The following is a 20,301-nucleotide window of genomic DNA, read 5'->3' on the forward strand; positions in this document are numbered from 1 at the left end:
CATATCGCTCGACTTATCGGCGGGGTTTGGGCAGGGATCGGCGATGCAATCGCATCTCCTCGATCGTGACGAATTGCTGGCGCGACAAGCGTTTCAGCTGGCGCTGGTCGATATGTTGCGGGGGCTCGATCGTCCAGACCTGATCATGGCCGCATCGGCGGCGACATTGGGGTCTCACCTCGGCGTGGCGCGGTGCGGATATGGCGAAGTGGTGCCGGACGGCACCGCGCTGCATATTGCCGGCGACTGGACGAGCGGCGCGCTGCGCAGCCTGGCGGGCGAGACACGGCTGCTGAGTGCGTTCGGTACGGGGCTGCTCGACGACCTTCGTGCGGGAAAAACCGTGATCGTCGACGATTGCCATACCGATCCGCGATCGAGCGACCCCGATTACGGCGCGGCGTGGACCAGCATCGGGGCCTGCGCGCTGATCGTGTTTCCGCTGGTGCGGCATGACGTTCTGACGGCGATCCTGTACGTCCATGAGCCGGAGCCGCGGCTATGGACGCCGGCCGATATCGCGCTCGTCGAGGACGTTGCGCTGCGGACGGCGGATGCGGTCGAGCGGAGTCGCGCCGATGTCGCGCTCAAGGCGAGCGAAGAACGATTCCGCTCGTTGTTCAATTCGCTCGATGCCGGATTCTGTCTGATCGAACTGGCCTTCGGTGACGATCGTCCGATCGATTACCGGTTCATCGAGACCAATGCGGCATTCGAACGCGAGACCGGGCTGAGCGACGTCGTCGGCAAATGGATGCGCGATCTCGTGCCCGATCTCGAAGAGCGCTGGTACGAGATCTACGCGCGCGTCGCGACGACCGGCGAATCAACGCGGTTCGAGGATCAGGCTACCGCCTTCGACGGGCGCTGGTACGACGTCCATGCCTACCGCGTGGATGCCCCCGGTACCAATCGGGTCGCGGTGCTGTTCAACGACATCAGCGAACGCCGTCACAAGGACCTCGAGCTTGCCGAAAGCCGTCGGGAATTCGAACTTGCGACCCGCGTGGCGCGGCTCGGAAGGTTCGACTACCGGGCGCGGACGGGCCGGTACGCGTGGGACGACCGCGCGCTCGAATTGTTCGGGCTGCCTCCCGGGGCGCAGATCGACCACGCGATCTTCTGCGCAGCGGTTCATCCCGACGACCTCGCCCGCGTCGAAGCGGCGATCCGCGTGGCGTTCGATCCGGACGGTCCGCGCCGGTTCGATATCGAGCATCGGACGATCGGCCACGACGACGGTCTCGAACGGCATCTGGTCGCCAACGGTATGACGTTCTTCGACGGTCGCGAGATCATCCGGATGGTCGGTACCGTCGTCGACGTGACCGAGGATCGCCGGGCGCAGGCGGTGTTGCGCGAAACGAGCGAGCGGCTGCGGCTGGCTGCCCGCGCGACCAACGATGCGATCTGGGACTGGGATCTGCGCCGCAACCATGTGCTGTGGAACGAGGCGCTGACGGCCGCCTATGGCCATGAGCTTTCGACGGTAGATCCGACGGGCGACTGGTGGATCGCGCACATCCATCCGGACGACCGTGACCGGATCGAAACGAGCATCCACGCCGTGATCGACGGCGGCGGCAGCGACTGGAGCGAGGAATACCGGTTCGTGCGGGCCGATGGCAGTTACGCCGACGTGCTCGATCGCGGCTATCTCATCCGCGACGACGATGGCGCGCCGGTCCGCATGATCGGCGCGCTGCTCGATCAGTCCGCGCGCAAGGCCGTCGAGCGACAGCTGCGCGAGGCCAATGAGGGGCTGGAGGAAGCCGTCGTCGCCTCCACCGCCGACCGCGACCGGTTATGGGACCTGTCGACCGACATCATGCTGCGGGCGAAATATGACGGTACCATCGTCGCGGTGAATCCGGCGTGGGCCGTGGTGCTCGGCTGGACGATCGAGGAGATCATCGGGCAGCCCTTGTTCGATCTGCTGCACCCCGACGATATCCGTCAAACCGGTCGGGCAGTGGCCGACCTTGAGCGCGGCGAAGTGATCACGCGGATCGACAACCGCTACCGCTGCAAGGACGGCAGCTATCGGTGGATCAACTGGGCTGCACAGCCGGGCGACGGCATGATCAACGCGGTCGGGCGCGACATCACCGCCGACAAGGATCGGGAAGCGCGGCTCGCGCGCGCGGAGGATGCGCTGCGTCAGGCCCAGAAGATGGAGGCGGTCGGCCAGCTCACCGGCGGCATCGCACACGATTTCAACAACATGCTGACCGGCATCATCGGCGGACTGGACATGGTTCGGCGCAATCTGCCCGCCGTGCGCCATGAACGGGTGGACCGGTATATCGAGGCGGCAACGGTGTCTGCGAACCGTGCGGCGGGTCTGACGCAGCGGCTGCTCGCGTTTTCGCGTCGCCAGTCGCTTGACGTGAAGGCGGTGGACGTCGGCGATCTGGTCGACGGGATGGAGGATCTGCTCCGGCGGACGCTCGGCGAGAATGCCGGGCTGGAGGTCCGGCGCAGACCGGGAATCTGGCCGGCGCATACCGATGCGAACCAGCTCGAAAGCGCGTTGCTCAACCTGGCGATCAACGCGCGCGATGCGATGCCCGAGGGCGGGCTGCTCACGATCGAGACCGAGAACGCGCATCTCGACGTGCATTATACCGAGACGATCGACGATCTCGAGCCGGGCGATTTCGTCGTGATCGGTGTGTCGGATACGGGTACGGGCATGAACGCAGCGGTGATCGCCAAGGCGTTCGATCCGTTCTTCACGACCAAGCCGATCGGACAGGGCACGGGACTGGGCCTGTCGATGATCTACGGTTTCGCGCGGCAATCGGGCGGGCATGTGCGGATCTATTCGGAGGAGGGGCGCGGGACGACCGTCAAGCTGTACCTGCCCCGGTTTCGCGGCGCGGTGGAGGCGACGGCGGATACTGCCGACGCCGACCTGCCCCGCGCGGACGGCGAGCGGGTGCTCGTGGTCGAGGACGATCCTGCGGTACGGATGCTGATCGTCGATGTGTTGCAGGGCCTCGGGTACGGCGTGCTGGAGGCGGCGGACGGGCGTGCCGCGGTGCCGTTCCTGGAAAGCGACCAGCGGATCGACCTGCTCGTCAGCGACGTCGGCCTGCCGGGCATCAACGGGCGGCAGGTCGCCGAGATCGCGCGCGCGCATCGCCCGGGGCTGAAAGTGCTGTTCGTCACCGGCTATGCGGAGAAGGCGGCGGTGCGCGGCGATTTTCTGGACCCGGGGATGGACATGATCACCAAGCCGTTCGCGCTCGACGTGCTGGCGAACCGGATCCGGGCAATGATCGGCGGATAAAGGGCAGCGCTTCCATAGGGTTTACCTCCCCGGCGAAGGCCGGGGTCCAAGTGGAGACGTCGCTGACGAAGGCCCGCGCGGCGTTGCTGCCAATTTTCCAACCGGGCTCCGACCTTCGCCGGGGAGGTGCTTTGGAGAGGTAAGGCGGGGCGAAAACCGACTTTACCGGTTGCCATCCTGCCCTCCGCATCGGCATAGGCGCGCGTTCACTGAGGGACGAGCCGATGCAGACGGACGCTGGCGGCCCCGCCCTGGGGCTGGATTTCGGCACGACCAACAGCGTCGTGGCGCTGGGAACGCATGGTGGCACCCCGGAACTGGTGACGTTCGCCGCCCCCGCCGAGACGAGCCCGGTGTTCCGCTCGGCGCTGTGCTTCTGGCAGGACGACGACGGCAAGGGGCTGGCGTCGGATGCGGGGCCGTGGGCGATCGCCGAATATATGGAATATCCGCTCGACAGCCGGTTCATCCAGTCGTTCAAGTCGGTCGCGGCGATGAAGACGTTCGAACAGGCCTCGGTCTTCGACAAACGCTATCGGTTCGAGGAAATGGGCCAGCTGTTCCTCCAGAAACTGATTTCGCACGCCGGCGGTAAACTGGACACGCGGCCGCACCGGATCGTGGTGGGGCGGCCGGTCGAATATGCCGGCGCGCGGCCCGACGAAGCGCTCGCGCGCACGCGCTACGACGCGATGTTCAAGGGCTTCGGCGCGGAAATCCATTACGTCTACGAACCGCTCGGTGCCGCCTATAGTTACGCCACGCGACTAACCGAGCCCGCGACGATCCTGGTGGCCGATTTCGGCGGCGGCACGAGCGACTTCTCTGTGGTCCGCGTGGCCGAGCCGGGGGCAACGCGACGGTGTACGCCGCTTGGGCATGCGGGCGTGGGGATCGCGGGCGATCGGTTCGATTACCGCATCCTCGACCGGCTGGTGCTGCCGATGCTGGGGAAGGGCGGCGCGTACAAGTCTTTCGGCAAGGAGCTGGAAATTCCGCGCGCGTATTTCGCCGATTTTGCGGACTGGTCGCGGCTGGCGCTGATGCGCAACCGCAAGACGATGACCGAGCTGGAGCGGTTGCAGAAGACCGCCGTGGATCCGGATGCGATCGGGCGGATGATCGCGGTGATCGAGAACGAACTGGGCTATCCGCTGTACGATGCGGTCGGGTCGCTCAAGCGCGCGCTGTCGAGCGGTGAAGATGCGCATTTCCACTTTGCGGGCGCGGGGCTGGAGATCGAGGCGGACGTGACGCGGGCGCAGTTCGAGGGCTGGATCGCGGACGACGTCGTGCGGATCGAGGCGGCGGTCGACCGCGCACTGGAGGTCGCCAACGTCAGCGGCGGCGAGATCGACCGCGTGTTCCTGACCGGCGGGTCGTCGCTGATCCCGCGCATCCGCCGAATCTTCGTCGAGCGGTTCGGCGAAGCGGCGATCATGAGCGGCGGCGAACTGACCTCGATAGCACACGGACTCGCGCTGATCGGCGAGCAGGACGATATCGCAGCGTGGTCGGCCTGATGGTCCCGCGGGTTCTTCTCGGGACGGCGCAGGTGCCGGGTGGCGGCGAGTTGCGGCTGCTCCAGCGTGGCACCGAGTTCTCGATTATGCTGGGCGCGAACGAGTTGATGAACAGCCGGCTGAGCGGGTCGGAAGAGGCGCTGGCCGAGCAGGCGTGCGACCGGATCGGTGCCCGGCCCGGCGTGCGGATGCTGATTGGGGGGCTAGGCATGGGCTTTACACTCCGCGCGGCGCTGGCGCGGCTCGGTCCTGACGCGGAGGTGGCGGTCGCGGAGATCGTGCCGGCGGTGGTCGAATGGGCGCGCGGGCCGATGGCGGCGCTGCACGGCGACAGCCTGACCGATCCGCGGACCCGGATCGTCGAGGGCGACGTCGCCGCGGCGATCGCCGAGGGCGACTGGGACGCAATCCTGCTCGACGTCGACAATGGTCCCGACGGGATTTCCAGGCCTGGCAATGATCGGCTCTATGGCGCGCGGGGTCTGTCGCTGGCGCGCACGGCGTTGCGATCCGGCGGCGTGCTTGCGGTATGGTCGTCCGCGCCGAGCAAGCCGTTCGCTACGCGGCTCGCGGAAGCCGGCTTCGCCGTCGACGAAGTGATCGCGCGCGCCACGCGAAAAGGCGGCGCGCGCCACATCATCTGGTTCGCTACCAAGGCATGATGGTTCGCTGGACCGTGTTGATCGCGCTGTCGGCGCTGGTCGCGGGGGCGCTGGAACTGGTCGGGCTGCCGGCGGGATTGCTGCTCGGGCCGATGGTCGCGGCGGTCGTGCTGGCGGTGCGGGGATGGTCGCTGACCGTGCCTATTTCTGCGTTTCGTGCGGCGCAGGCGGCGGTGGGTACGCTGATCGCGGGATCGATCACTACCGGGATCGTCGCGACGGTGGCGGATCACTGGCCGGTGTTCCTGATGGTCAATGTCGTCACACTCGCGGCGAGCAGCGTGCTCGGATATCTTTTGAGCCGGTGGCAGGTGTTGCCGGGTACCGTCGCGGTCTGGGGATCGACGCCGGGTGCGGCCAGCGCGATGGTGTTGATGGCGCAGGCTTACGGCGCGGACTCGCGGTTGGTCGCGGTGATGACCTACACGCGGGTCGTGAGCGTCGCGGTGGTCGCGTCGGTGCTGGCGGCGGTGATGGTCGGCGGCGGGACCGGGCACCACGTTACCGCGACATGGTTCGCGTCGGTCGACCCGATTGCGGTGCTGAGGACGATCGCGATCGCCGGCGTCGGTGCGGGTGTCGGTGTCGCGTTGAAGCTGCCGGCGGGGGCGCTGCTCGGGTCGCTGGTGGCGGGCGCGGCGCTGAACGTCACCGGTGTCGCGCAACCGGTGTTGCCGCAATGGCTGCTCGCGATCAGCTATGCGGTGGTCGGGTGGCGGATCGGACTGTCGTTTACGCGCGATACGCTGCGGGTCGCGGGCAAGGCGATGCCGCGGATCCTGCTGTCGGTGGCGCTGCTGATCGCGTTCTGCGGCGGGATCGCGGCGGCGTTGGCGCGCTGGTGGGGGATCGATCCGGTCACCGCGTACCTCGCGACGAGCCCCGGGGGGATGGACTCGGTCGCGATCATTGCCGCGTCGAGCCCGGTCGATGTGCCGTTCGTGATGGCGTTGCAGGTGATGCGGTTTCTGGGGGTGTTGCTGATCGGGCCGCCGCTCGCGAAGTTCGTGGCGACGCGGCAGGGCGGGGTGCCGCCGCCGGTCATTCCGACGTAGGTCTATTCTAGGCAGCCCAACCCCAACCCTAACCCCAACTCCGTTCGCCCTGAGCGAAGTCGAAGGGTGGGTACCGCGCGCAGTTGCTTCGACTTCGCTCAGCACGAACGGTTGTGGGGGGTGCGACCTCCCTTGGGGCGAACGGGTGGGGCATCGAACCCCGGTTCCACCAGCAGCGGGGCGTCAGCCTTTGGTCGGGCGATACGCCTCGACGTCGATGTCGTGGCGCTTCAGCTTATCGTAGAACGTCTTGCGCGGGATGCCGAGCGCCGCCAGCGCAGACCGCACGTCGCCACTCACCTGCTGGAGCACGGCGCGGATGGTGGCTTCCTCGAACTTGTCGACGCGGGCGGGGAGGGGGATGTCGCTGTCTTCGTCGGCGGGGTCTTCGGCCTCGACGCGGAGCACCAGCCGCTTGGCCATGTTGTCCAGTTCGCGGACGTTGCCGGGCCAGTCGTGCTGGCCGAGATACGCCAGCGTCGCGGTGTCGATCGTCGGGACCTCGCGGCCGAACCGCTCCGCCGCCTGGTGGAGCAGGTGACCGAACAGCAGCGGAATGTCGTCGCGACGTTCCCGCAGGGGCGGGAGTCGCAGCCGTACTGCGTCAAGCCGGAAGAGGAGGTCGGAGCGGAACCTCCCTTCTTCGACCGCGTGATCGAGACCGGGTTTGGCAGCGGCGATCACCCGGAGGTCCAGCGCGCGGGGGAGGTCGCCGCCGACCGGCATCACCTCGCGCTCCTCCAAGACCCGGAGCAGCTTCGCCTGGAACGCCGGCAGCGTGCTCTCGATCTCGTCGAGGAACAGCGTGCCGCGGTTCGACGCCTCGATCCGGCCGATGCGCGGCAGGCGGGAATCGCCGTCGTGGCCGAACAGCTCGATCTCCGCGACCGCCTCGGGCAGCGCGGCGCAATTGACCGCGACGAACGGGCGGGAACGGCGGTTGCTCCAGCGGTGGAGCAGGACGGCGACGAGTTCCTTGCCGGTGCCGGTCTCCCCCTCAATCAACACGTCGATATCGGCCTGCGCGATCTGCCGCATGGTTTCGCGGAGGCGGACCATCACCGGGGTCTCGCCGATCAGCGGTTCGGCGCCGATCGTTTCCTCGGCGGCGGCGCGGAGACGGCGGTTGTCGAGGACGAGCCTGCGCATTTCCAGCGCACGCCGCGCGGCGGCGATCAGGTGGTCGGTCGCGAACGGCTTGGGGATGAAGTCGAACGCGCCATTCTTGAGCGCGGCGACCGCCATCGCGACATCGCCGTGGCCGGTCATCAGCAGCACCGGGATCTCGTGGTCGATCGCGGCGATCCGGCGGAAGAGTTCGAGGCCATCCATCTTCGGCATGCGGATGTCGGACACGACCGCGCCTTCGAACCCGGCGGTCACGCGGGCGAGCGCGACGGTCGGGTCGCGCTCGGCGATCACCGCGATGCCGGCGAGTTCGAACGATTGCTCCAGCGCACCGCGGAGAACGTCATCGTCGTCGACGAGCAAAACGGCTTGCTCGCTCATGCCTTCACCAGGATCATACGGAAGATGGCGCCTTCTGGAGCGGGGACGAGGTCGAGCGTGCCGCCGAACTCGGTCATGATGTCGCGCGCGATGCCGAGACCGAGCCCGAGGCCGTCCTTCTTACTCGTCGCGAACGGGGTGAAGAGGTGGTCGACGATCGCCGCGTCGATGCCGGGGCCGTTGTCGGCGACGGTCAGCACGACGTCGCGGCCTTTCCGTCCGACCGTGACGCTGACCCGAGCGTCGCGTCGATCGGCGACCGCATCCAGCGCGTTCTGGAGGAGATTGACCAGGACCTGTTCGAGGCGGACGCGGCCGGCGATCACCGTCAGTCGCGCTTCGGGACCGTTCGGCAGGTCGAGCGTCACACCCTTGGCGCGGAAGCGGTCGCCTATCAGCAGGCGGACGCCGTCGATTGCCTCGTCGAGCGCGACTGGGCCGATCGATCCTGCGCCGCGCCGGGCGTAGCGCCTGAGCCCAGCGGTGATCGTGCCGATCCGGCTGGTGAGGTCGACGATCGACTGGAGATTGGTTGCCGCGCGCGCTGGTTCGCCGCGGTCCAGAAAGGCGGCGGCGTTGTCGGCGAAGGTGCGGATCGCAGCGACCGGCTGGTTGATCTCGTGCGCGACGCTGGCGGTGATCGTGCCGATCGAGCCGACGCGGTTAGCGTGTGCCAGTTCCTCGCGCGCCTGGCGAAAGCGCTGGTCGGACGCCTCGCGCTGTTCGACTTCGATCTGGAGGCGATCGGCGGTAGCTCTAAGCTCGGCGGTGCGGCGTGCGACCTCGGCCTCTAGCTCTGCGCGAGCGCCGACGTGGCGCTTGCGCCGCTCGTACAGCCACCATGCGCCGAGCATCGCGGCGATCGTCAGCAACGCGGCGATCGCGGTCGCCCAGCGCGTGCGCGCCGCAGCGGTACGCAGGGCGGCATCGAGCGGCTCCATATGCACCAGCCGCCAGCCAGAGATCGGTACCGGCAGCGACACCGTGATCGCAGGCGACCCGTCGGGCAGCCGTGACACTCCTTCGGCGAGCGTCAGCGGGGCGGGGGTCAGCGGCGACGTGCCGAACTGCCGCGTCCCTACCAGCGCAGCGCGACGCGAAGGCGAAAGCGGGCGGGTGGTACGGAACTCCAGCTTCGGATCGCTGGAGATCAGGATTATGCCGTCGGGATCGGTGACGAAGGTCGCCATCCGGTCCTGAATCCACGCGCGCGCGATCTTTTCGAACTCGACCTTGACGACCACGACGCCGAGCGGCCGGCCGGCGCGGTCGATCCGTCGCGATAGATAGAGTCCCGGGCGCCCGCTGACGCTGCCGAGTGCGAAGAACTCGGTCGCACCAGAGGCCATCGCCTTGGTGAAATAGTCGCGAAACCGGTAGTCGTGGCCGAGAAAGCTGTCGGGACGCGCGGCGTTGGAGGCGGCAATCGTCATGCCCTGCGTATCGAGCGCGTAGATCACCGGGGCGCCGGTGCGCTCGGCCAGCAGCGCGAGCTTGGCGTTGAGCGCGGGGTCGACTTTGCCCGATGCCAGCGCGGCACGGACATCGGGATATTCGCCGAGCATGATCGGTAGCAGGCGATACGTTTGCAACTCCGCTTCGAGCAGACGAAGGTTGCTCCGCGTCTGCTGCACCGCGCGCATCCGGACGCTCGCGCGCGCGTCGTCCGCAGCGCGCTGGCCATAGATCGAGGCGACCCCTGCGACGATCACGCCCAGTGCCGCAAACGCGAGCAGCACCGTCAGCGCGGCGATGAAAAGGGGGGATCGAAGTCGGGCCATGGTGTGCGGATTATCACACACATGATGGTCGCGCTATCCGCGAAAAGTGGCATTCTTCGCACGTCCGAAAAACGGGTATGTCGGTAAATGGCTAAAAACCAACGTTTTACGGTCCATTCGCTCGGCCCTTGTAGTCCCGGGTTCGGCCCGGCATTACCGTCCCACATAACGTCCCGTGTGAGTGGACGAGGATTTGCAGGAGGCGATGTTGACCCTACCCACCCAGACATATGGCGTCGCGGAGACGCCCGCGCGCAAGCGCTGGAGCGGCCAGCTCTATATCCAGGTGCTGATCGCGATCGCGCTCGGCGCGGCGCTCGGGCATTTCTACCCGACCTACGGCGCGGCGCTGAAGCCACTCGGCGATGCCTTCATCAAGCTGGTGAAGATGATCATCGCACCGGTAATCTTCCTGACGCTCGTGACCGGCATCGCGGGCATGAAGGAACTGGGTTCGGTCGGTCGCGTCGCAGGCAAGGCGTTCGCGTACTTCTTGTTCTTCTCGACGCTGGCGCTGATTGTCGGCCTGATCGTCGCCAACGTCGTCCAGCCAGGCGCGGGGATGAACATCGACGCTGCCTCGCTCGATACCAAGGGCATCGCGGATTACACCGTCAAGGCGCACGAGACGACGATCACCGGGTTCCTGATGAGCATCATCCCGGACACGATGGTCAGCGCGTTCACCGACGGTAACATCCTCCAAATCCTGCTGATCGCGATCCTGTTCGGCATCTCGCTGAGCCTGGTCGGCGAGCCTGCCAAGCCGGTGCTGAACTTCCTCGAGCGGCTCAGCCTGATCGTCTTCAAGCTAGTCGGCATCCTGATGCGTGCGGCACCGCTCGGCGCGTTCGGCGCGATCGCGTTCACGATCGGCAAATACGGGATCGGCAGCCTCGCCAATCTCGGCGCGCTGGTCGCGACCTTCTATCTGACGGCTGCATTGTTCGTGATCGTCATCCTCGGCACGGTCGCTCGGCTTACCGGCTTTTCGATCTTCAAGCTGATCAAGTATTTGAAGGCTGAACTCCTGCTGGTCCTCGGCACGTCGTCGTCGGAAGCAGCACTGCCGAACCTGATCCAGAAGATGGAAGCGGCCGGTTGCGAGAAGTCGGTCGTCGGGCTGGTCGTGCCGACCGGCTATTCGTTCAACCTCGACGGCACCAACATCTACATGACGCTGGCGGCGCTATTCATCGCGCAGGCCACCAACACGCATTTGACGCTCGGTCAGGAACTCCTGCTGCTGGTCGTCGCGATGATCTCGTCGAAGGGTGCGGCGGGTGTTACCGGCGCGGGCTTCATCACGCTGGCGGCCACGCTGTCGATCGTGCCGACGGTGCCGATCGCCGGCATGGCGCTGATCCTTGGCGTCGATCGCTTCATGAGCGAGTGCCGGAGTCTCACCAACTTCATCGGCAACGCGGTCGCGACGATCGTGGTCGCCCGCTGGGAGGGTGCACTCGACCGCGACAAGCTCGACGCGGCGCTGTCGGGCAAGCTGCCCGAACTGACACCTGCCGTTACGACCGCACCGATCGCGGCTCCTGCCCACTGACGCGTACGGGGTCGGTACGTCCGGCCCCGCGTCCTGTACCGGATATTCGATATGACCACGATGATGATGCGCCGCATGGCATATGCGGCCGGCATGACCGCGTTTACGCTTTCGATGCTCGCCGTATCGACCACCGCGATGGCGCAGACCGCCGCCCCCAACCCGACCGGACGGCTGGCAAAGGAATCGTCGAGCACCGCCGAGGCCTCGCCGATCGCAGAAAGCTATCCCAACGCCGCGATCGGCGACGGTACGACGGCGGGCGGCTACAACCAGTCGCGCTGGGCGGAGGATTGGTCGAAGCTGCGCGATCCCAAGAAGCGCAAGGACATCGTCGACCAGCTGAAGTTCATCTCGATCGCCGGTGACGGCGACGTGTACCTGACGCTGTCGGGCGAGGCACGGTTGCGCGTCAACGAGACGACCAACCCCAATCTGCGCGATGCCGAAGCCCAACGTCAGGACATTCTCCGCCTGTTCGGTGGTGCCGATCTGCACGTCGGCAAGCACCTTCGCTTCTATGGCGAGGTGGCGCACGGCACGCTGGAGGGGCAGAATCTCGGCACCGCGTTGCCCAATCTGCGCAACCGGCTGGCGGTGCAGCAGGCGTTCGTCGACGTGACCGGGACGGTCGCCGATGTCGATCTGGGCGTGCGCTATGGTCGCCAGACGTTTGCGGACGGACCGAACCTGCTGGTCGTGCCGCGCGACAACAACACGCTGTATTTCGGGTTCAACGGCTTCCGCGCCTGGGCGCGCACGGCCGGCGTCCGCGCCGACGTGTTCGATTTCAAGCCTACATCCTATGGCAATGGGGGAACACAGGACGACAATGCCGAGAGCGCACGGCGGTTTTCGGGCATCTCGACGGGCATCGTCGTACCGGAAACGCTGTTCGGCGGGTCGAAGCTGTACGTCGATCCGTTCCTCTGGCGGCTGCGCAACCGCTCGGCGGTATGGGGCACCGATACGGCGCGCGAAGTGCGTAACTTCTACGGGTTGCACGTCTGGGGCGATGCGGGGCCGGTCAACCTCGACTGGACGATCAACTATCAGGGCGGTTCGTACGACAACCGCTCGATCAAGGCGTGGCTGATACTCCTGGCGCAGACCTACAAGCTGGGCGCGGGCAAGAGCGCACCGCGCGTCGGCGTGCATGCGGATTATGCCAGCGGTGGTGGCGCGTACGGCACGGGGACGCTGCGCAACTCGCTCGCGCCGTTCGGCAACAACATCTATTACAGCTATCAGCTGTTCGCGACGCCGACCAATTTGATCGCGGTGGCGCCGAACTTCAGCTTCACCACGCTCGGCAAGCTGCGGCTGACGGCGGAATACCAGTTGTCATGGCGCGATACGACGAGCGACGCGGTGTACCGCGCGAACGGGTCCGCGTTCGCGGGGACGCAGAATTTCGGGGGCAAGAAGATCGCCGACACGATCCGGTTCCAGGCAGTGTACCCGATCAGCTCGCGGCTGTCCTTCACCGGGCGGTACGAGCATCTGATCGCGGGGCCGGCGCTGACGAATGCGGGGTATAAGAACTCCGACTTCCTGGCGGGCTGGATCAGCTACCGGTTCTGATAGGCGTGGGCTGCCCTCCCCCTCCGTCATCCTGACGAAAGTCAGGACCCAGAGTCACAGGCGCTAACGTTCTTGGCTCTGGGTCCTGACTTTCGTCAGGATGACGGGACGTACTGCGATACCGGCTGGATTAACCTGCGTCGCTCCGGCCAGCGTTTTCTCCGATTTCGACCATACCGGTCCTTCAATTTCGTAATCGACTGTGGCACATGGGCTCCATCATCAGGAGTCACATGGCCATGGATCTCAGCTTCACGCCCGAGGAAGAATCGTTCCGCGACGAGGTTCGCGCCTTCTTCCGCGACAAACTTTCCGCTCGCCTCTCCACGCTGGTCCGCGAAGGCAAGCGGCTGCGCAAATCGGACATGGAGGAATGGCACGCCATCCTCAACGAGCGCGGCTGGCTGGCGAACCACTGGCCCGAGGAGTGGGGCGGTCCGGGCTGGAGCGTTATCCAGCGTTTCATCTTCGACAATGAATCCGCGCTCGCCCACGCGCCCCGCGTGGTGCCGTTCGGGGTGAACATGCTCGGGCCGGTGCTGATCAAATACGGCTCGGAAGAGCAGAAGAAGCAGTGGTTGCCGCGTATCCTCGACGGTTCCGACTGGTGGTGCCAGGGCTATTCCGAGCCGGGCGCGGGCTCCGATCTCGCCGGACTAAAGACCACCGCGGTGCGGAAGGGCGACGTCTATGTCGTCAACGGCCAGAAGACCTGGACGACGCTCGGCCAGCATGCCGACATGATCTTCTGTCTCGTCCGCACCGATGCGACCGCGAAGAAGCAGGAGGGCATCTCGTTCCTGCTGATCGACATGAAGTCGCCCGGCATCGAAGTCCGCCCGATCACGCTGATCGACGGCGAGCAGGAGGTGAACGAAGTCTTCTTCACCGACGTCGAGGTGCCTATCGCCAACCTCGTCGGCGAGGAAAACCTCGGCTGGACCTATGCCAAGTACCTGCTGACCTATGAGCGCACCAACATCGCCGGCGTCGGCTTCTCGATCGCCTCGTTCGAGCGACTGAAGGAGGTTGCACAGACGCAGAAGAAGGGCGGCCGTGCACTGGCCGACGATCCGCTGTTCGCAGCGCGGATGGCGCGCGTCGAGATCGATCTGGCCAATATGCAGACGACCAATCTGCGCGTGCTCGCGGCGGTCGCGGGCGGCGGTGCGCCGGGGGCGGAAAGCTCGATGCTCAAGATCAAGGGCACCGAGATCCGCCAGGAGATCACCTCGCTGACCCGCCGCGCCTATGGATCGTATGCGGCGCCCTACATACCCGAGGCTCTGGAAGCCGGTTGGAACGGCGAGGATGTCGGGCCGGAGGACGCAGCGATGGCGGCGCCGAGCTATTTTAACAACCGCAAGCTGTCGATCTTCGGCGGGTCGAACGAGATCCAGAAGAACATCATCTCCAAAGCCATCCTGGGTCTGTGATCACATGAACTTCGAACACACCGACGACCGCCGCATGCTGGCCGACACACTCGTTCGCGCGCTGCGGGACGGGTATGCGATCGATACGCGCAATGCTGGGGCCTATAGCGATGCGGGGTACGACTCGGCGGTCTGGAGGCAGTTGACCGAGCTCGGCATCGTGTCCGCGCTGTTCGACGAAACGGCTGGCGGTTTCGGCGGCAGTGGGTTCGACATCATGGTGGTGTTCGAGGCGCTCGGTCAGGCGCTGGTGGTCGAGCCATTCCTCGGCGCGCTGATGGCCGGGCGTGCGCTGGCGAAGGCTGGCGGGCATGACGAGACGCTGGCCGGGATCGTCTCCGGCGAGACGATCGCCGCATTCGCGCATGAGGATGGCGAGCCCCCTGTTACTGCGATGAAGAGCGGCGAAGGTTGGACACTCGCCGGGACGAAGGCGGTCGTATCGCAGGCTGGTGCGGCGTCGGTGTTCGTCGTCACGGTCGAGCAGGATGGTGATCCACTCGTGCTGCTCGTGCCGGCGGACACGGCCGGGGTGTCGGTCCGCAGCTACAACGTCGTTGAGGGCGGTGGCGCAGGGGACGTGACGTTTGACGGTGTGACGCTCGGCGCCGAGGCGCGGCTCGGCGGCGAGGGGCAGGGGCAGGCAATCGTTGATGCGGCGGTTGGCGCAGGCCTGCTCGCGCTGTCGGCGGAAGCGCTCGGGGCGATGGCGTTCGTGAAGGAGGCGACGCTCGGCTACCTCCGCGACCGGAAGCAGTTCGGCGTGCCGATCGGCAAGTTCCAGGCGCTCCAGCACCGCATGGCGACGGTGCTACTCGAGATCGAACAGGCGCAATCGGCAGTGATCAACGCAGCATCGGTGTTCGATGGCGACGATGACAAGGCGCGCGAACGTGCTCTCGCAGCGGCGAAATACACGATCGGGCGGACTGGCGCGCTGGTCGCAGAAGAGTCGATCCAGCTTCACGGCGGCATCGGCATGACGTGGGAATATGCGGTGTCGCACTACGCCAAGCGCCTGGTGATGATCGACCACCAGCTGGGCGACGAGGACCACCACCTCCAACGCTACATCGCGCTGGGCTGAGTTAAGTCTCGATCACAACGCGTTCCCCTCCCTGGAAGGGAGGGGCTAGGGGTGGGTAGGCTGCTTGGGATTCCGAGTAGTCGCCAATCGGCCAACCCACCCCCAACCCCTCCCTTTCAGGGAGGGGGGCATGTCAGGTTACGGGCTAGGTTTCGGCCAAATCCCGCCCCGTCCTATCGCCGACGCTTCCCGATCATCGGGCGCAGCCGCACGCCGAGGCAGATCACCGTCGGCCACAACAGCGTATTGAGGATATCCAGCGAGGTATCCTCCCACCGCCACGAGCCGAAGTTCAGCCGGTCCATGATCTCGTTGAACGCTTCGCCCGCGACGACGACCCACCACGGGATGAACGTCCCGAACGAACGCCGCGTGACCAGCCGCGCGAGCATCAGCAGCGCCATGCCGGCGTGAATGTGGAGGATCGTATCGGGCAATCCGGTGCCGTCGCCGATCCAGTCGATCATCTTGTGGTAGAAGGTCGGGGTCACGCTGTTACTCCGGACGGGCGGAACGCCGCCGCGATGCGCGTCATACGGCGCTCACTCCGGCGCGGCAAACGGCTGGGCAGCGGTGGACTGGGCAGCAGCGGACTGAAACGTGTCGCCCAGCATCAGCGGCTTCAACTTGCCGATCGTCGCGTCCAGCCAGGCGATGAACCGGTCGATCCGCGCGATCCGGCGGACGTCGCGGTGGACGACGAGCCAGAACGAGCGCTGGATATCGATCGCGCCGGGCAACAGGCGCACCAGGCCCGGCACGCCGTCGCCGATGAAGCAGGGCAGGATCCCGCACCCGGCGCCGGCCGCGATCAGTTCGGCCTGCGCGACGATGCTCGAACTGCGGATCGACGCATCGAGCCGCCCGTCGATTTCCGCCAGATAACGGAGTTCGGGCGCATAGATCATGTCGGGGACATAGCCGATCAGGCGGTGGCGCATCAGGTCCGCGGTTGTCGCGATCGGCCCCGTCCGCGCGAGGTGATCCGGATGCGCGTAGAGACCGAGGTGATAGTCCGTCAGCTTTCGCGCTACCAGCGGTCCACTCTTCGGACGCGCGAGCATCACCGCGATATCTGCCTCTCGCCGTGAGGGATTGAGGAACCCGGTCGAGGCGATCAGGTCGATCGCGATCCGCGGATGCTGGTTGGTGAACGATGCGAGGCGGGGTGCAAGGATGCGGCTGCCAAAGCCTTCCGAGACGCTCAACCGGATCGGCCCGGCCAGCACGCCTGCGTCGGTACCGACGACCTCCTGGATGCCGAGCGCGGAGGCCTCCATCGTCTCGGCATGGTCGAGCAGTGCCGCGCCGCGTTCGGTCAATGCGTAGCCGGCGACGGTCTGTTCGAACAACGTCGTCTGGAGTCGCCGCTCCAGACGTTGGAGTCGTCGCGAGACCGTTGTCGCGTCTTGCCCGAGCAGTTTCGCGGCTGGTCCGAGCCGGTGCGTGCGCGCCAGAGCGAGGAAATACCGGACGTCGTCCCAATCCATGACCGCCTCACCCTAAGCTGCATATCTGCAGAGCGAATCTGCAAACAGCCGTACTTGGCTGCGAAACACTTATGGCCGACGATGCGCCCAACTAGAAGAGGATGCCCATGCGGACGATCGAGAATTTCGTGAGCGGTGCGGCCAGCACGGCCGAGCGCTTCGGCGAGGTGTTCGACCCGAATTCGGGCGAGGTGCAGGCGCGGGTACGGCTGTCGGGCGCGGTCGATCTGGATGCTGCGGTTGCGGCCGCGAAAAAGGCTCAGCCTGGCTGGGCCGCCACCAATCCGCAGCGGCGTGCTCGCGTGATGTTCGAGTTCAAGCGGCTTGTCGAAGCGAACATGGACGAGCTGGCGCGGCTGCTGTCGTCCGAGCATGGCAAGGTGATCGCGGATTCTAAGGGCGACATCCAGCGCGGGCTGGAGGTGATCGAGTTCTGCTGCGGCATACCGCAAATCATCAAGGGCGAATATACGCAGGGCGCGGGGCCGGGAATCGACGTCTATTCTATGCGTCAGCCGCTCGGCATCGGCGCGGGAATCACGCCGTTCAATTTCCCGGCGATGATCCCGTTGTGGATGAGCGGAGTCGCGATCGCTACGGGTAACGCGTTCATCCTGAAGCCCAGCGAGCGTGATCCGTCGGTGCCGGTGCGGCTCGGCGAGCTGTTCGTCGAGGCGGGGCTACCCGAGGGCATCTTCCAGGTCGTCCACGGCGACAAGGAAATGGTCGACGCGATCCTCGATCATCCCGCGATCTCGGCGGTGAGCTTCGTCGGATCGTCCGACATCGCGCATTACGTGTACCGTCGCGGTGTCGAGGCGGGGAAGCGCGTCCAGGCGATGGGCGGCGCGAAGAACCACGGTATCGTCATGCCCGACGCGGACCTCGACCAGGTCGTCGCCGACCTGTCGGGCGCGGCGTTCGGGAGTGCCGGCGAGCGCTGCATGGCGTTGCCAGTGGTGGTGCCGGTCGGCGAGAAGACCGCAATCGCTTTGCGCGAGAAGCTGATCCCGGCGATCGCTGCGCTGCGCGTGGGCGTGTCGACGGACAACGACGCGCATTACGGGCCGGTGGTGAATGCGGCGCATCGCACCCGGATCGAAAACTGGATCCAGACCGGCGTGGACGAGGGCGCGGAACTGGTCGTCGATGGGCGCGGGTTCGTGTTGCAGGGGCATGAGAAGGGCTTCTTCATCGGGCCGTCGCTGTTCGATCACGTGACGACGGAAATGTCGGCGTACAAGGAGGAGATCTTCGGGCCGGTGCTCCAGATCGTCCGCGCCGCCGATTTCGAAGAGGCGGTGCGGCTGCCGAGCGAGCACCAATACGGCAACGGCGTCGCGATCTTCACGCGTAACGGCCACGCGGCACGCGAATTTGCGGCGCGGGTGAACGTCGGGATGGTGGGCATCAACGTGCCGATTCCCGTGCCGGTCGCGTATCACACCTTCGGCGGGTGGAAGCGCTCGGCGTTTGGGGACACCAACCAGCACGGCATGGAGGGCGTGAAGTTCTGGACCAAGGTCAAGACGATCACGCAGCGCTGGCCAGACGGGTCGGCGTTGCCGGCGATGGCCGAGGATGGTGGGCCTGCGCGGAATACCGACGCGTTTGTTATTCCGACGATGGGGTGAGGGGGGTGGGCGCTCCTTCTCCCGTCATCCTGACGGACGTCAGGACCCAGAGCGGCAAGCGTAGGGGCTCGTGGCTCTGGGTCCCGGGTCAAGCCCGGGATGACGGTTGGGGGAGCGGTCCGAGTCCCAAGTCCTCGGCCAGATCGTGCCATGTCGGGTTGCCGGCTTCGATCAATTCGATCTTCCAGGCGCGGTGCCAGTTCTTCAATTGCTTCTCGCGTCCGATAGCGCCTTCCATCGTGTCGGCCATCTCGAACCAGACAAGCCGTTTAACGCCGTACATTCGGGTAAACCCGCCAAAAGACCCGGCACGGTGCTGAACGATCCGCGCCATGAGGTTGGACGTCACGCCAATATACAACGTTCCGTTGCGCCAGCTTGCGAGGATGTAGACAGCCGGTTGCCGATCCACGTCATTTCCCCCAATCGTCATCCTGACGCACGTCAGGACCCAGAGCCACGAACACCGGCGTCCGTGGCTCTGGGTGCCGGGTCAAGCCCGGCATGACGGAGATAGGACCACGATGAACCAGTTCACCTCCAACCAATTCGACCTCACCGACGACCAGCGCGAGATCCAGGAGTTGGCGCGCCGTTTCACCGCCGACCGGATCACGCCGCATGCGGCCGAGTGGGACGAGAAGCACATCTTCCCGCGCGAGACGATCAAGGCCGCGGCCGAACTCGGCTTCGCGGCGATCTATGTCAGTGAGGAGAGCGGCGGGATCGCGCTCGGGCGGCTCGAAGCGGCGCTGATCATGGAGGCTATGTCGTACGGGTGCCCTTCGACGTCCGCTTTTATCAGCATTCATAACATGGCGGCGTGGATGATCGACCGGTTCGGATCGGCCGCGGTGAAGGACAAGTACCTGCCCGATCTCGTGACGATGGACCGGCTGGCGAGCTATTGCCTGACCGAGCCGGGCTCGGGCTCTGACGCGGCTGCGCTGAAGACGCGGGCGGTGCGCGATGGCGACGACTGGATCGTGACGGGCTCGAAGCAGTTCATCTCGGGCGCGGGCGAGAACGAGGTGTACGTCACCATGGTCCGTACCGGTGAGGATGGGCCGAAGGGCATCTCGTGCCTGGTAATCGAGAAGGACATGTTGGGCGTGTCGTTTGGCGCTAACGAGAAGAAGCTCGGCTGGCATTCGCAGCCGACGCGGCAGGTGATCTTCGACGGCGTCCGTGTGCCGGCGGCGAACATGGTGGGCGGCGAGGGCGAGGGCTTTCGGATCGCGATGATGGGGCTCGACGGCGGGCGGTTGAACATTGGCGCGTGCTCGCTCGGCGGCGCGCAGCGGTGTCTCGACGAGGCGATCGCCTATACGAAGGACCGCAAGCAGTTCGGGAAGGCGATCGCGGACTTCCAGAACACGCAGTTCATGCTGGCGGACATGGCGACCGAATTGGAGGCGGCGCGCGCGCTGCTGTATATCGCGGCGGCGAAGGTGACGGCGAATGCGCCCGACAAGACCAAGTTCGCGGCTATGGCGAAGCGATTGGCGACCGACACCGGCTCGTCGGTGGTCGACCGCGCGTTGCAGCTGCATGGCGGCTATGGGTATCTGCAGGACTATCCGATCGAGCGCTTCTGGCGCGATCTGCGCGTGCATTCGATCCTTGAGGGGACGAACCAGGTGATGCGGATGATCGTCGGTCGCGAGCTGACGCGGCAGTGAGTTCG

Annotated in this window: 15 protein-coding genes; 10 read left to right on the plus strand and 5 right to left on the minus strand. The window is 66.0% G+C overall.

The features are described 5' to 3' along the window. Positions 1-43: 43 nt before the first annotated feature. From U1707_RS13795 to U1707_RS13810, 4 genes are all read left to right on the plus strand, one after another. Positions 44-3,295, plus strand: coding sequence for a PAS domain-containing protein (locus U1707_RS13795; RefSeq protein ID WP_332800651.1), 3,252 nt, complete (start codon positions 44-46; stop codon positions 3,293-3,295). A gap of 224 nt (positions 3,296-3,519) precedes the next feature. Then, positions 3,520-4,818: an Hsp70 family protein gene (locus U1707_RS13800; protein ID WP_332800652.1), complete on the plus strand. Its 1,299-nt coding sequence runs from the start codon at positions 3,520-3,522 to the stop codon at positions 4,816-4,818. After that, complete coding sequence (locus U1707_RS13805; RefSeq protein WP_332800841.1) at positions 4,818-5,480, plus strand: spermidine synthase; 663 nt, start codon at positions 4,818-4,820, stop codon at positions 5,478-5,480. Before U1707_RS13800 ends, U1707_RS13805 begins: the two co-directional genes overlap by 1 nt. Beyond that, positions 5,477-6,535, plus strand: a complete 1,059-nt coding sequence (locus tag U1707_RS13810) for an AbrB family transcriptional regulator (protein ID WP_332800653.1) — start codon at positions 5,477-5,479, stop codon at positions 6,533-6,535. The genes U1707_RS13805 and U1707_RS13810 overlap by 4 nt, the downstream gene beginning before the upstream one ends. Positions 6,536-6,718: 183 nt before the next feature. Here the strand turns inward: U1707_RS13810 and U1707_RS13815 are convergent, their stop codons facing one another. Next, positions 6,719-8,044: a sigma-54-dependent transcriptional regulator gene (locus U1707_RS13815; protein ID WP_332800654.1), complete on the minus strand. Its 1,326-nt coding sequence runs from the start codon at positions 8,042-8,044 to the stop codon at positions 6,719-6,721. Then, positions 8,041-9,825 carry a sensor histidine kinase gene (locus tag U1707_RS13820; RefSeq protein WP_332800655.1) on the minus strand — a complete coding sequence of 595 codons (1,785 nt, stop codon included), beginning with the start codon at positions 9,823-9,825 and terminating at the stop codon, positions 8,041-8,043. Before U1707_RS13820 ends, U1707_RS13815 begins: the two co-directional genes overlap by 4 nt. Before the next feature lie 208 nt (positions 9,826-10,033). Here U1707_RS13820 and U1707_RS13825 point away from each other — a divergent pair, with 208 nt between their 5' ends. From U1707_RS13825 to U1707_RS13840, 4 genes are all read left to right on the plus strand, one after another. Further along, positions 10,034-11,383 (plus strand): dicarboxylate/amino acid:cation symporter, encoded by a 1,350-nt coding sequence (locus U1707_RS13825; protein WP_332800656.1) that lies wholly within the window; start codon positions 10,034-10,036, stop codon positions 11,381-11,383. Positions 11,384-11,434: 51 nt separating this feature from the next. After that, positions 11,435-12,967 (plus strand): alginate export family protein, encoded by a 1,533-nt coding sequence (locus U1707_RS13830; RefSeq protein ID WP_332800657.1) that lies wholly within the window; start codon positions 11,435-11,437, stop codon positions 12,965-12,967. Between the two features lie 239 nt (positions 12,968-13,206). Then, entirely contained in the window at positions 13,207-14,403 is a 1,197-nt protein-coding gene (locus U1707_RS13835; RefSeq protein ID WP_332800842.1) for an acyl-CoA dehydrogenase family protein, read from the plus strand. A gap of 4 nt (positions 14,404-14,407) precedes the next feature. Next, positions 14,408-15,490 (plus strand): acyl-CoA dehydrogenase family protein, encoded by a 1,083-nt coding sequence (locus U1707_RS13840; RefSeq protein ID WP_332800658.1) that lies wholly within the window; start codon positions 14,408-14,410, stop codon positions 15,488-15,490. Positions 15,491-15,663: 173 nt separating this feature from the next. Here the strand turns inward: U1707_RS13840 and U1707_RS13845 are convergent, their stop codons facing one another. Next, on the minus strand, positions 15,664-15,981 hold the full coding sequence (locus U1707_RS13845; RefSeq protein WP_332800659.1) for a hypothetical protein: 318 nt from the start codon (positions 15,979-15,981) through the stop codon (positions 15,664-15,666). 51 nt (positions 15,982-16,032) lie between these two features. Beyond that, positions 16,033-16,980, minus strand: a complete 948-nt coding sequence (locus U1707_RS13850; RefSeq protein ID WP_332800660.1) for a LysR family transcriptional regulator — start codon at positions 16,978-16,980, stop codon at positions 16,033-16,035. A 107-nt stretch (positions 16,981-17,087) separates the two neighbouring features. Here U1707_RS13850 and U1707_RS13855 point away from each other — a divergent pair, with 107 nt between their 5' ends. Then, the gene (locus tag U1707_RS13855; protein WP_332800661.1) at positions 17,088-18,614 is read left to right on the plus strand and encodes a CoA-acylating methylmalonate-semialdehyde dehydrogenase; all 1,527 of its coding nucleotides are present in this window, start codon (positions 17,088-17,090) and stop codon (positions 18,612-18,614) included. A gap of 88 nt (positions 18,615-18,702) precedes the next feature. Here the strand turns inward: U1707_RS13855 and U1707_RS13860 are convergent, their stop codons facing one another. Further along, on the minus strand, positions 18,703-19,047 hold the full coding sequence (locus tag U1707_RS13860) for a GIY-YIG nuclease family protein (protein ID WP_443025700.1): 345 nt from the start codon (positions 19,045-19,047) through the stop codon (positions 18,703-18,705). Between the two features lie 91 nt (positions 19,048-19,138). On the opposite strand from U1707_RS13860, the gene U1707_RS13865 reads away from it, so the two are divergent. Then, positions 19,139-20,296 (plus strand): acyl-CoA dehydrogenase family protein, encoded by a 1,158-nt coding sequence (locus tag U1707_RS13865; protein ID WP_332800663.1) that lies wholly within the window; start codon positions 19,139-19,141, stop codon positions 20,294-20,296. Positions 20,297-20,301: the final 5 nt, after the last annotated feature.

It is taken from the genome of Sphingomonas sandaracina, from assembly GCF_036663695.1.
Taxonomy (GTDB): Bacteria; Pseudomonadota; Alphaproteobacteria; order Sphingomonadales; family Sphingomonadaceae; genus Sphingomonas.

Coding starts and splice junctions, on each gene's coding strand:
- U1707_RS13800 (WP_332800652.1), top strand. CDS start 3,520: ATGCAGACGGACGCTGGCGGCCCCGCCCTGGGGCTGGATTTCGGCACG.
- U1707_RS13815 (WP_332800654.1), bottom strand. CDS start 8,044: ATGAGCGAGCAAGCCGTTTTGCTCGTCGACGACGATGACGTTCTCCGC.
- U1707_RS13805 (WP_332800841.1), top strand. CDS start 4,818: ATGGTCCCGCGGGTTCTTCTCGGGACGGCGCAGGTGCCGGGTGGCGGC.
- U1707_RS13855 (WP_332800661.1), top strand. CDS start 17,088: ATGCGGACGATCGAGAATTTCGTGAGCGGTGCGGCCAGCACGGCCGAG.
- U1707_RS13795 (WP_332800651.1), top strand. CDS start 44: ATGCAATCGCATCTCCTCGATCGTGACGAATTGCTGGCGCGACAAGCG.
- U1707_RS13810 (WP_332800653.1), top strand. CDS start 5,477: ATGATGGTTCGCTGGACCGTGTTGATCGCGCTGTCGGCGCTGGTCGCG.
- U1707_RS13865 (WP_332800663.1), top strand. CDS start 19,139: ATGAACCAGTTCACCTCCAACCAATTCGACCTCACCGACGACCAGCGC.
- U1707_RS13820 (WP_332800655.1), bottom strand. CDS start 9,825: ATGGCCCGACTTCGATCCCCCCTTTTCATCGCCGCGCTGACGGTGCTG.
- U1707_RS13850 (WP_332800660.1), bottom strand. CDS start 16,980: ATGGATTGGGACGACGTCCGGTATTTCCTCGCTCTGGCGCGCACGCAC.
- U1707_RS13860 (WP_443025700.1), bottom strand. CDS start 19,047: ATGACGATTGGGGGAAATGACGTGGATCGGCAACCGGCTGTCTACATC.
- U1707_RS13830 (WP_332800657.1), top strand. CDS start 11,435: ATGACCACGATGATGATGCGCCGCATGGCATATGCGGCCGGCATGACC.
- U1707_RS13840 (WP_332800658.1), top strand. CDS start 14,408: ATGAACTTCGAACACACCGACGACCGCCGCATGCTGGCCGACACACTC.
- U1707_RS13835 (WP_332800842.1), top strand. CDS start 13,207: ATGGATCTCAGCTTCACGCCCGAGGAAGAATCGTTCCGCGACGAGGTT.